We start from the raw sequence: 12,190 nt of genomic DNA on the forward strand, positions 1-12,190 counted from the left end.
CTGCTTAGCGGGTCGACAGGCGCACGTGATTACCCTGTCGCACCACATTGATATCGAGTAGTTCAGAAATCGTTTGCAGAAGCTGATCGACGTTATCGGCCCGGAACGACCCCATCAGCACGCGGCTGGCCAGCGCCTTATCCCGGATTTCTACCTCCAGGCCGTAGCTTTCGCGGAGCATGTAAGCCACCTCCTGCAGCGTTGTTTCGTCGAATACAAATCGTTTGTCCTCCCAGCCGGGATACAGCTGCGGCTGATCGAGGGCCCGGTGGGTCAGGCGGTTTCGGCGGTCGAGGGTCACCTGGTCGCCGGGCTTCATGAGCAGTTGTTTCGGCTGGTTCCGGTCGGCGTAGTTGACCTGCACTTTTCCTTTCCGAAGCACGACTTTAGCCCCCCGCTCGCGGGTGTAGACGCTAAACTCGGTGCCGAGTACCACCACGTCGAGCCGCTGGTCTGTTCTGACCACGAACCGCCGGTGGTCGGGCAGGTGCTTCACCGCAAAACTGGCCTCGCCCCGCAGCCAGACCTCCCGCGACTGGTTACCAAACCCCCAGCGCGGCACCTGCAGCGTCGTATTGGCGTTGAGCGTTACTCGGCTCCCGTCGGCCAGCCGGACCGTCGAAATCTCGCCGTAGTCGGTGCGGTAGGTCTGATACCGGAGCAGATCCCGAAACAGCCAGCCCCCCAGGCCCAGCAACAGCACCACCGACGCAGCCATGAGCCAGGTCCAGCCGTAACGCCGTTCCCGCGCGGGCCTACTGGTATCGACCGGTGCCGGAGCGGGCTCGTCGGTATGCGGATTACTGGCCAGAAAGCGGCTGTATTGCTGCAGGGCGGCTTCCGTCTGGGCTACGTACTGCGGACCATTGTTTTCCCACTCCTCCAGCCAGACGTAGTACTGCTCTTCGTTGGCCCGCGTCCGCAACCACTGCTCGATCAGCTGCCGTTGCAGGGGCGACGTTTTTCGGGCAAAGTGGTCGAAAATCAGTTCTTTGTTTATTTCTGATTTCATAGCGATGACAGGCGTTTACAGACAAGACACGTTTTTGGCAGAATCACCTTACTGCTGGTCGAAGAATCTGGCCAGAATGGCGGGCAGCATCAGCATCAGCCAGTGGTTTTTCAGCCCCTTTCGCACCAGAGCCAGGGCCTTGACGATGTGAACTTCTACGGTCTTGATAGATATGCCGAGTTCATCGGCCACTTCCTGATACCGTTTTCCTTCGAAGCGGTTCAGCAGAAAGACCTTCCGGCACTGGGGCGGCAGCTGCTCAACGAGCTCTTCGACCTGCTGAAGCACCTCGTCATACTGCATGATCTGATCGGGACGCTGTTCGATACCACCGTCCGTATGGCGGGCTTCGTCGAGATCGTCGAGCTGCTGAAACTCCAGGCGCAGGTGGTTATAGGCTTCGTTCCGAACGCTCCGGAACAAGTAAAACCGGTACGAGGAGGTCACGGTAGCGTAGGCTCTGGTTTTCCAGAACCGGCAGAACACCTCGCTGACCAGATCTTCGGCCACCTCCCTCGAGTATACGAAGCGCACCGCATGGCTGCACAGCGCCTTGTGATACCGACGAAACAGCAGTTCGCAGCCCCGGCTGGGGTCCTGCTCCATAATACGACGCAGAAACAGCTCGGAGTCAGGGTTCTCCGGCTCTTCGGCTTCCGGCCTGCCTACAGGCGTTGCCCGAAGTGGCAACACCCGCAGGCGGAGCGAGTCATCGGCATGGTCGTCTGGCAGGCGTTCTGGCATAATCTTCGGTTCAGACAAAATTTTCTAAAAAATATACTCGAACCTTTCTATAAGACCAGACAACAATTCCGGCATATCACCTTACTCGGCGCTCCTTTTTTTTGAATTATTTTTTCGGACCGTGCTTCCCGCCTACTCAGGCAGCGCCGATGGCATGGCGTCGGCGGGTCGGCTTCCCCAGTTCAGGTTCGGCTGAGGGCCCATGATCAGGCTCAACTCCCCGCCCGCCAGCAGTTCAGCGTGGGTAAGGTAGGTGCGCGCAAACGGTTTGCCATTGAGCGTAGCCGACTGGATGTATACGTTGGCGGGGCTGTTGTTACGGGCGCGGATGGTAAACGGCTTCCCGGCGCCGGACCGGATCGTTACGGCATCGAGAGCCGGACTGCCCAGCACATAATAGGGCGTTCCGGGACAGACCGGGTACAGGCCCGCCATGCTGAACACCAGCCAGGCCGACATCTGGCCGCCGTCTTCGTTGCCGCTCAGCCCACCGGGACCCGTACTGTACTCGTCGGCGATGAGCTGCCGAACCCGCGCCTGGGTCTTGTAAGGCGCACCGGCGCAGGCATACAGATACGCAATCTGGTTGTTGGGCTCATTGCCATGCCAGTAGTGCCCACCGTTGAACAGGGTATCCAGCTTGGCCACCAGCCGATCGCGTCCGCCGACCAGCCTGGACAGCCCCGGTATGTCTTGCGGTACGAAAAACGTGTACTGCGCTGGAGAGCCCTCGGTAATGAACGACGCCCGTAACGCAAACGGATCGAACCGGTCAATCCAGCGTCCGTCGGCGTAGCGGCCCCGCACGTAGCCCGTGGCGGGGTCCAGTACGTTGCGGTAGTTGCGGGCGCGGCTGGACAGGGTGGCCGCATCGGCGGTTTTGTTCAGTGCTTTGGCCAGCTGGGCCAGGCAGAAATCATCGTAGGCGTATTCGAGGGTCCGGGATACCTGCTCCCGCTTATGAAACGCCTGCCAGACCGAGTCTTCGAGCGGAATGTAGTTATAGGTCAGGTACGACGTCATGGCCCGTCGCCCTTTACCGGCTTCGTAGCTGGCCCGGTCGCTGTTGGCCTCGAACGCATTCCGGCGCAGGTATCGATAAGCCGTGTTGACGTCGAAGTTGCGCACCCCCTTCACGTACGCATCTGCAAAGGCCGATTGGGCATGGTCGCCGATCATGGCTGCGGTATAGCTGTTCCAGCAGGGGAAGATGGGCATCCAGCCCCCCTGCTCCGCTTTTTTCACGAGCGATTGCATGAGATGTCCCGATCGTTGTGGATTCAGCAGGGTCTGCAGCGGCTGGCAGGCCCGGAAGGTGTCCCACAGGCTGAAATCGCAGTAGTAGTCAAATCCGTCGGCTTTATGAATGGCTGTATCGTCGGCAAAACCGGGGTATGACCCATCCACGTCGGAGAAGATGCGGGGCGTCAGGTTGGCGTGGTACAGGGCCGTGTAAAACAGCGTCTTGTCGGCGTCGCGGCCGGTGGCCTGCATCCGGCCCAGCTCGGTATTCCAGGCGGCTTCGGTCTGCTGCCGGACGCGCGCCAGATTCCAGTCGGGAATTTCCTGGCGGAGGTTGGCCCGCGCCCCGGCTTCGCTCACGAACGAGGTGCCGACCCGCACCCGCACTACCTCGCCGGGCTTCAGGTTCCAGCGAACGTACGCGCCCACCGATTCGCGTTTGCCGGTGCCTTTGGCCTGCTTCGCCCCCGCGGTCGGCTCGTAGTTGGTCCAGGTACCGAACGACGCCAGCGGCCGGTCGAACTGCACCACAAAATGCCCGCTGAAGCCCGCCGACTGTCCCGACCCCTGGTAAATCCGGTGGGCGGGGTTGTAGCCAACGATTTCGTTCCGCTCGGGATGGATCTCGACAAAGCCTTCGCCCTCGTCGCTGTTGGGCTCGATCAGCAGCGCACTTTCTCCGCCTTTCCCGTAGGTAAACTGCAGGAGCCCGGCCCGCGTATGCGCCGACAGTTGAGCCCGGATACCCGAATCGACCAGCCGAACATCATAATAAGCCGGGGTTACGGTTTCTGCCGCATGATCGAAGCGCGAGCCCCGTTCGGCGGGGCGCAGGGTCAGCGGGCCCGACAGCGGCATGATTGTCAGCGAGCCGTAGTCCTGTACGCAGCTGCCGTTGAGCCAGTGAGTGCCCCGAAATCCGTTGATTTTAGAGTCGTTGTAATAGTAGGGCGCCAGGCATTTGGTCTCGGTGGCCTGGGTCTGCGGGGTCCAGGTCGTCATGGCATGGGGCCGGCCAATGGCGGGTATAATCTGTCCTTTCAGCTCGCTGCCGGCTTCGCTGTGTTTTTTGGCGGTAGGCGTCTGGCTGGGGGCCGAGCCAATCAGGGGATTAACGTACGCAACGGGCGATTTGACCAATCCGGGTTTGGGTTGCCCCAGCAATGGACCGGCCAGCAGGAACAGCAAAAAAAATAGACGCATATTGATCGAACTCAGGCTTTTTATAAGCCTAGAAGCATGATCGACCGCAAAACATAATCATCAACAGGTCAAAATTATGATACTGGATGCGCCCGATACAGCTGCCCGAGCGGAAAAGCGTTGCCAAAGAAGAGTGGGCAGGCGGTCAGGTATACTCGTTATACCAACGCCACCCGTCTGGTTTCAACGGCGGCTATTAGTTCGTGAATCTATCGGCCAGTTTCTGATTTCCTGCCAGCGAGAGCCTTCGGCCACAAAAAGCCTAACCAGCTGTTTATCATACCTATTACAAAAACCAACGGGCAACAGCGCTAAAAGTACTGTTGCCCGTTGGTTTTCACCCCGTCACTGTCATTTGTTTCTGTCGGCAACCGTTGTCGCCATATCATGCGGGGGTTGGCCGGTCTGAACAGCTTCCGTTGCGGATTTTTCTTTCTTTCCTATGTACAGGCCACCGATTACCAACAGTGTGCCCATAACCGTATACGGCGTTATGGGTTCGTTTGTCAATAGGTAAGCGTAAACGAATCCGAATATCGGACATAAGAATAGCCAGAGTGAGGCTTTTGTCGGCTCTGCTTTCAGTAGATATAACCAAAGCTGAACGGCAACAATTGAGATAGGCACAACTAACCAGAGTGCCGAAGACCAGAATAACAGCCCAAAATGATTTTCGGCTCGATCAAACAAAAAAGCGGTAAACGGTAAGAGAATGACACTGCCAAATAAAACCTGCCAGCCATTGATGCATAATCGGGGCAAGGTCCATTGTATACGCTGGTAATAAACGGTTCCTACCGAGTAACACACCATCCCGGACGTCAGTAACAACACGCCCAAGGGTGTGGCATGCGCATTGACCAGTAATGGATACACAGCAATGGCCACTCCGCTTAGTCCGAAAAAAAGGCCCGTCCAAATATTCCAGGTAATTTTCTGCCGCAACCAGATAGCGTTCAATACACTGATCAACAACGGGCAGGTAGCACTCCCCAGCGTTCCGATTCCTGCTGTTACGTGTTTCATAGCGTAAACGAAAACAGTGGGGTAGATGGCCATACTTAATAAACCACATAGCAGCAGAGAAACCCATTCGTTGCCCCTCGGCAAACGGTCTTTGTTGATTAACCGTGAAATACCCAGCATCAATACCGCGGCAAGAATAAAGCGGGTGTTTATAAGCAAAAGTGGCTGCGAGACGGTAATTCCTAATTTTGTGGCTACTGAACCCGATCCCCAAAGCGCTGCGAAAAGTACCCCTGCGAATAGTATTCTCATTTTTTTAGTCGTTCGTAAGCGGTGGGCGGTTCGTTTCAATCCAGACGCAGCGGCATTCAACCAATTTCCCCTATCTGGCTACTGAGCGACAACAGGCATTGATGCTAATTGCAGCGTCTTTCTTCAGGCGGCCGAATAATCCGGAATGATCGACAACCCGGGTGACCAACCTATAAACCAACTGACGAGCTACTGACACTCAGGTATCGGGACCGGTAACGAGCCACCAGCTTCTGGTCGACAAACGGGTGCTTTTTTGCCGTATAGAGGACGGACGAACAGAACCGTTCAGGACTGCCTGCCTATTCTATCGAAAACGTCGAAGCGTAGCCGTACGACCTGCTGGCCCACGACTACGCTTCGACGTTTACTAACCAGAACCGGCTACGGCCTGAGTTTGATTACTTCTGATCCGGCCAGCAGGAACGCGCCGGTGCCGTATACTTCCCAGCTATCTTCGCTGAAGTTCCGGCGCGGATCGGCACCGATGGGCTGCACCCACCCCACCCGCCCATCCGGCGACACGAGTTTTGTCAGAGCTATCCACGCTTTCTCGACGGCGGGCTGGTACGTCTTCCTGGGCAGAACCCCCTGGTTGATGCCCCAGGCCAGCGCGTAGCAGTCGAAACCCGACCCGCTGGCTTCACCACCCGGATACGAGGCCGGGTCGAGCAGGCTGGCGCGCCAGAGTCCGTCGGCCTGCTGAAGCGCCAGCAGCCGCTCGCTCATCTGCCGGTACAGGTTCAGGTAAAACGGGCGGCTGGGGTGTTTGGCGGGCAACTCCTGCAGAACGCGTACCAATCCACCCATGACCCAGCCGTTACCCCGCGACCAGAAGATCTTCTGGCCATTGGCTTCTTTTTTGCCGTTGCCGCTGGCGTCGATCAGGTAACCGGCGTCGCGGGCAAAGAGGTGCTCCTGCGGGTTGTAAAGCAGGTCGTAGGTTTGCTTGAAAAGCGAGTCAGAAAATGCGTTGTACGACGGATCGTTCAGGGTTTTGCTCAGCTGGGCCAGCACGGGTGGCGCCATAAACAGCGCATCGCACCACCACCAGGTCAGGTTGTGTTTGGCCAGTTCGTTACCCGGCACCGTCCGCAGCTTCTGCACGGTATCGATCGTGGGCTGGATCATGCGCCGGTCTTTCCGCAGCCGGTACAGGTTGATGTACGTCTGGCATATGGCGATATCGTCGGCATGATCGTACCGCCGACCGGGCTGCCACTTCATCCGCTCGCCCATGGCCAGCAAAGAATCGAGAATCTCGGGTGATTTGGTGGTTTCGTAGGCGGCAAAGACACCGGCATAAAACGCGCCGTTGGTCCAGTCGGTCGGGCTATGTTTAGGGTGCTGGAGCTGCCATTTCGTCGCTTTCTGGAGTACATCGCGGATGTAGGCGGGTGAGAAAACGGCGTCGCGGGCTGCGGGGCCGGGCTTGTGAGCGGGTCGGGTCGGGGGTTCAGCCAGGGCCGTTCCCAACACGAATGACAGGCCCAGAACGGGCAGCAATCGACGACACTGGCTTAGTAGATTGATCATTGTATCAGCATTCTGTACGCTAAGCAAAGAAGCCGTCAGGGCCGGGCCTACTCATAAACCAGCCAGGTATGGCCTGCTTTATCAAACGAAAGCCCCTGTCAACGCTGACAGGGGCTCCGGATTACGTGGCTAATAGCCGGGGTTCTGACTGATCTTGCTGGGGTTGATATCAATCTGACTCTGCGGAACCGGAAAGACCAGGTTATTTTGTGTCAGGTTCGTTTTGATTCCGATGGCTGCAGCTTTAGCCTGTAATACCGGCAGCGCCCGACCCGTACGCACCAGGTCGAACCACCGATGCCCTTCGAAGGCCAGTTCAACCCGGCGTTCCTGCTCCAGCGCCAGCCGCATATCGGCCTGCGACAGAGCCGTTTTGTCGGCCAGCCCAACCCGTTTCCGAACGCGGTTCAGCAAGGGCAGGGCTTCGGCGGTACGGCCGGTTTCGTTCAGGGCTTCGGCGTAGAGCAGCAGCACGTCGGCATAGCGCAGCACGTAGAAATTATCTTCGGCGTCGCCGTTGACCGTGGGGGCGTCGAGGTACTTCCGGATGTAATAGTAATCGATGCGGGTGCCGCTGCTGTTGACGTAGCTGGTAGCGAACGAAGCAGCTCTGCGGGGGTCGTTGGCCTCAAACGCCTGCTCCAGATCGGGAGTTGGGCGGTTGTTGCCGCCCCCGCCAAACTGAATAACGGCGTTTCCCGAGTTCTCGGGTGCGTAGGTATTGCCGAAGTTACTCCCCTCGCCCAGCGACCCTTTCTTATACTGCACCTCGAAGATCGACTCGCGGCTGTTTTTGTTGGCGGGCCTGAACAGATCGGCGTAGACGGGCAGCAGATCGTAGGTGTTGGCATCCACCACTTCTTTCAGCTTGGTGGCCGCTTCGGCGTATTTGCGCTGGGTCATATAGACCTTTCCCAGCAGCGATTTGGCCGCTCCGCGGGTGGCCCGCCCGATGTCGGCGCCGGTATACCGCTCCGGCAGAGCCGCTTCCGCATCGGTCAGGTCTTTGGTGATCTGCGCGTATACATCGGCCACCGGCGACCGCCCGTACTCGTAGCCCTGCGTGGGATCGGTAATTTCGGTCAGCACGAGTGGCAGATCGCCGAAGGTGCGCACCAGGTTGAAGTACATCAGCGCCCGCAGAAATTTGGCTTCGCCCACCAGCCGCTTCTTCAGGGTCTCGTCCATGGTTACGCCCGCAATCCGGTCAATAACCACGTTGGTCCGGTAGATGCCCCGGTAGCCATCGTTCCAGCGGGTGACCAGAAACGGATTGGTTGTCCGCAGGTAAAACTTATCGAACTCATCCTGATCCGTTACGGAGCCCGACAGAACCGGGGTGGTATCGTCGGAGGGAATTTCGGAGAATACGTAGTTCTGCCCGTACTGACCCGCAAACTGCAGCGCTCCGTAGGCCCCGTTCAGGGTGATGATCATGTCAGACTGCGTTTTGAAAAACGAAGCCGTGTTGGCCTGCGCAATGGGTGCCAGATCCAGAAACTGCTCGCGGCAGGACGCCAGGCTCAGACTGAGCAGACTGGCCAGGATATATGATTTTTTCATGGAAGTCGTGTCTAAGAGTCAAGCGTTAAAAGCCCAGATTGATGCCCGCGGTATAGGTCCGCGCCAGCGGGTATGAACCGTAATCGACGCCCCCCGTCAACGGCCCTTCGTAGCCGCTCACTTCGGGGTTGTAGCCCAGGTATTTGCTGACGGTCAGCACATTCTGCGCACCAACATAAACGCGTAGCGTCTGCATCTTAAACCGGTTGGCCAGCGTTTTGGGCAGGTTGTAGCCCAGCGTGATATTCCGGATGCGGAGGTAACTGGCGCTTTCGATCCAGCGGGTAGACACCTGGTTGTTGTTGCCCGTAGACCGGCTGTTGGCGCGGGGCGTTACCCCATCGCCCGGGTTCTGGGGCGACCGCCAGCGGTTCAGCACCGTGGTGAGCTGGTTGGCGTTTCCTTCGAGATTCTCGAAAAACCGGCGCGACAGGTTCAGGATTTCGCCCCCCTGTACCCCCTGCACCACAATACCCAGATCGAGTCCCTTGAACGAGAAACTGTTGGTGAAACCGTATACGAAGTCGGGCTGGTTATTCCCGATCAGCGTGCGGTCGTCGGCGTTGATACGGCCGTCTTTGTTCACGTCTTCGTACTTGACATCACCGGGGCGGCTGTCGGCAAAGCGCGGGTAACTGTCCAGATCCGCCTGATCCCGGAATACGCCCAGCTGCCGGTAGCCGTAGAAACTGCCCAGCGGCTCGCCAATGACCGAGATGTTGGTTTCGCCGATGCCCGAGCCACTCCGGACGGGATCGCCCGTGGGTCCGAGGGCCAGCACTTTGTTGCGGTTAAACGAGAAGTTCAGATCGGTTGTCCAGGTAAAGGCGCCGGTCAGGTTGCGGCTCGACAGGCTGAACTCCATGCCCTTGTTCTCCACTTTACCAATGTTCCGCACCGCCGAGGTAAAGCCCGTCAGCGACGGCACCTGTACCGACAGCAGCAGATCGGTCGTGATGCGTTTGTAATAATCGACCGTCAGAAACAAACGGTTCTGGAACAGGCCGATGTCGGCCCCGATGTCCGTTTGCCGGCTCTTCTCCCAGGTCAGACTTTCGTTACCTATTGTACTGGTAGCCAGGCCATTGACCAGGACGTTGTTGAATACGTAGTTGTCTTTGGTCAGCACCCCGATGGCCGGGTAGTTGTTGGGACGACCGTCGGGGCCCAGGAACGCATTGTTGCCCGACAGGCCGTAGCTGGCCCGCAGTTTGAGTTCCGAGATGACCGGTATGCTTTTCATGAACGGCTCTTCGGTTACGCGCCAGCCCACCGACGCCGATGGGAACGTACCATACCGGTTGTTGGCCCCAAACCGCGAGGAGCCGTCGCGCCGGATCGACACGTTGAACAGGTACCGGTCCAGTAACGCGTAGTTGAAGCGGGCGAAGTACGATGCCATCGTCCACTGATCGCGGAAGGAAAGCCCACCCGTAATCACCCCCGCGTTGATGGTGCGGACGGCGTCGTTGGGGAAATTATTGGCCGTTACGCGGTTTTCTTCGTAATCGTTCCGCTGGGCTTCCATACCGATGAGGGCTTCGGCATGGTGTTTGGTCCCGATGTCGAGGGTGTAGTTCAGCGTGTGGTTGGTTACCCAGTTGATATTCTGCGAGGTGAACGATGTACCGTTGTTGGCGTTGGGGGGCAGAAGCTGATTGAGCGGAATGGCCGACGTCTGGAACTGGTTCTGGCGGAACGACGACACATCGCCCCCAATGGTGCCGCGGTAGCGCAGCGATTTCCAGATGCTCAGTTCGGCGTAGGCGTTACCCAGCAGCCGGAGCGTATTGGCTTTGTCGTCGCGCTCGGTGATATTGGCCACGGGGTTCGTTATGCCGGGATAGTCGTACGGCGCTGCGATAGACGCCTGCGAGTTGTAGGTGACGCCGTCGGCCTGGTAGATCGGCAGAATGGGCATGGCCGACAGAGCCGCGTTGATGACCCCGTTGTTGGCCCAGTGCCCGTCGGAGTTGACCCGGTTTTCGAGCGTATACGACGGGCTGAAACTCAGCCCTACTTTCAGCTTCGACGACAGCTGCGCATCGATGTTCGACCGGACGGTATACCGGTTCAGGTCCGACCCGCGAATGATGCCCTGCTGTGTCAGGTAGTTGCCCGACACGAAGTACTGCACCCGGTCGGTTCCGCCCGAGGCCGACACCTGGTAGTTGCTGATGGGCGCACGCCGGAAAATCAGGTCCTGGTAATCGTAATACGTCAGACTGGCCGGGTTGTCGAAGTTATAGCCGGCAATCTCGCCCCGCGGGTACCGGTACCGCTGGCCGGAGGCCCGCTGGCTGTTGGGGTCGTTGATCGATGCCCCCGGCACCCGTTCCAGGTAGGCCGTATTCGAGGCTTCTTTCGAATACTCGGCAAATTGCTGCGCGTTGAGTAGCTCTACCTTCTTGCTCACCTCCTGAACGCCCGTGTAATAATCGACATTGATGCGGGGCTGGCCCGACTTGCCGCGCTTGGTGGTGACGAGTACGACACCATTAGCACCCCGCGATCCGAAAATGGCCGTAGCCGACGCATCTTTCAGCACGTCGATTTTCTCGATATCGTTCGGGTTGAGGAGGTTCAGCCCACCCGCATTGGTCTGGGTACCCGAGTTGATCGGCTGGCCGTCGATAACGACCAGTGGCCCGTTACCCGCGCTGATGGAACCCAGCCCGCGTACTTTTATGGACGGCGCATTACCCGGCGCGCCCGTATTCTGCTGTACGAGTACGCCCGGCAGCCGACCCGTCAGCCCTTCAACCACGTTCGTGACGGGCTGGTCGCGGATGGTCTGGGTGTTGATGGACGCGATCGACCCCGTCAGCTCGCGCCGGTTCTGGGTACCGTAGCCCACCACCACAATTTCGCTCAGGGTTTTATCGTCGACGGCCATAGTCACGTTGACGGTGCTGCGGTTGCCCACAGCGACCTCCTGGGTAACGTAGCCAATAAACGAGAGCACCAGCGTAACGGCACCATCGGGCGCGTTGACCCGGTAATTGCCTTCGCCATCGGTGGTGGTGCCCCGGCTGGTTCCTTTCACGACCACGCTAACCCCGGGCAAACCCGCGCCGGTAGCCCCGTCGGTTACCCGACCGCTGATGGTCTGGTCGGCCACGGCGGTCCGCTGTAGCGTATTCGTCAGCGGTGCCGACGGCTCCGTTTCCAGCCGCTGCCCGCTGGCCAGCGCCGTGGTCGGCAGGGTCGTTATCTCACTCGCTTCCGATACTTTGCGGGCTTTGGTCTCGGCCAGCACCAGGTACACGCCGGTTTTCACCTTTTTATAGCGAAGCCCCTGCGGCCGCAGCACGTTGGTCAGATTCCGCTCCAGCGATGCGCCGGGGTCGATAACGCCGGGCAGTATGCGCTGGTCGCTGACGAGCCGGTCTTCGAACAGGATATCGACCTGGTAGCGCACCTTCAGCTGGTTCAGCACGTCGCGCAGCTGAATGGTCTGCGGAGGAGCCAGCTGGTAGGTTGCTCTGGGCAGCGACCGGGCCGTTGCCATAAACTGGGCCAGTCCGGGATAGCCGCTGAACAGCAGCATTCCGACCAGGCCGACCGATGATAAACGTATAGCCATCATGTAGTACAGGATTTAGTAGATAA

Annotated in this window: 7 protein-coding genes; all 7 read right to left on the reverse strand. The window is 58.6% G+C overall.

Going from position 1 to position 12,190, the window contains the following annotated elements:
- Positions 1-4 precede the first annotated feature (4 nt).
- The 7 genes from B1C80_RS11450 to B1C80_RS11480 all read right to left on the reverse strand — a co-directional run bounded on the left by B1C80_RS11450 (position 5) and on the right by B1C80_RS11480 (position 12,167).
- On the reverse strand, positions 5-1,012 hold the full coding sequence (locus B1C80_RS11450) for a FecR family protein (RefSeq protein ID WP_077921233.1): 1,008 nt from the start codon (positions 1,010-1,012) through the stop codon (positions 5-7).
- 48 nt (positions 1,013-1,060) lie between these two features.
- Positions 1,061-1,756 carry an RNA polymerase sigma-70 factor gene (locus B1C80_RS11455; protein ID WP_077921234.1) on the reverse strand — a complete coding sequence of 232 codons (696 nt, stop codon included), beginning with the start codon at positions 1,754-1,756 and terminating at the stop codon, positions 1,061-1,063.
- Positions 1,757-1,888: 132 nt separating this feature from the next.
- Positions 1,889-4,201, reverse strand: coding sequence for a GH92 family glycosyl hydrolase (locus B1C80_RS11460; protein WP_139361643.1), 2,313 nt, complete (start codon positions 4,199-4,201; stop codon positions 1,889-1,891).
- Positions 4,202-4,552: 351 nt separating this feature from the next.
- Positions 4,553-5,479: a DMT family transporter gene (locus tag B1C80_RS11465; RefSeq protein WP_077921236.1), complete on the reverse strand. Its 927-nt coding sequence runs from the start codon at positions 5,477-5,479 to the stop codon at positions 4,553-4,555.
- A 384-nt stretch (positions 5,480-5,863) separates the two neighbouring features.
- Complete coding sequence (locus B1C80_RS11470) at positions 5,864-7,015, reverse strand: glycoside hydrolase family 105 protein (RefSeq protein WP_077921237.1); 1,152 nt, start codon at positions 7,013-7,015, stop codon at positions 5,864-5,866.
- 129 nt (positions 7,016-7,144) lie between these two features.
- Positions 7,145-8,578, reverse strand: a complete 1,434-nt coding sequence (locus B1C80_RS11475) for a RagB/SusD family nutrient uptake outer membrane protein (RefSeq protein ID WP_077921238.1) — start codon at positions 8,576-8,578, stop codon at positions 7,145-7,147.
- Positions 8,579-8,603: 25 nt separating this feature from the next.
- On the reverse strand, positions 8,604-12,167 hold the full coding sequence (locus B1C80_RS11480; RefSeq protein WP_077921239.1) for a TonB-dependent receptor: 3,564 nt from the start codon (positions 12,165-12,167) through the stop codon (positions 8,604-8,606).
- Positions 12,168-12,190 lie beyond the last annotated feature (23 nt).

Source organism: Spirosoma sp. 209 (assembly GCF_002006735.1).
GTDB lineage: Bacteria > Bacteroidota > Bacteroidia > Cytophagales > Spirosomataceae > Spirosoma > Spirosoma sordidisoli.

Excerpts from the sequence above, each read along its gene's own strand:
- B1C80_RS11460 (WP_139361643.1), bottom strand. The coding sequence starts at position 4,201 with ATGCGTCTATTTTTTTTGCTGTTCCTGCTGGCCGGTCCATTGCTGGGG.
- B1C80_RS11465 (WP_077921236.1), bottom strand. The coding sequence starts at position 5,479 with ATGAGAATACTATTCGCAGGGGTACTTTTCGCAGCGCTTTGGGGATCG.
- B1C80_RS11470 (WP_077921237.1), bottom strand. The coding sequence starts at position 7,015 with ATGATCAATCTACTAAGCCAGTGTCGTCGATTGCTGCCCGTTCTGGGC.
- B1C80_RS11480 (WP_077921239.1), bottom strand. The coding sequence starts at position 12,167 with ATGATGGCTATACGTTTATCATCGGTCGGCCTGGTCGGAATGCTGCTG.
- B1C80_RS11455 (WP_077921234.1), bottom strand. The coding sequence starts at position 1,756 with ATGCCAGAACGCCTGCCAGACGACCATGCCGATGACTCGCTCCGCCTG.
- B1C80_RS11475 (WP_077921238.1), bottom strand. The coding sequence starts at position 8,578 with ATGAAAAAATCATATATCCTGGCCAGTCTGCTCAGTCTGAGCCTGGCG.
- B1C80_RS11450 (WP_077921233.1), bottom strand. The coding sequence starts at position 1,012 with ATGAAATCAGAAATAAACAAAGAACTGATTTTCGACCACTTTGCCCGA.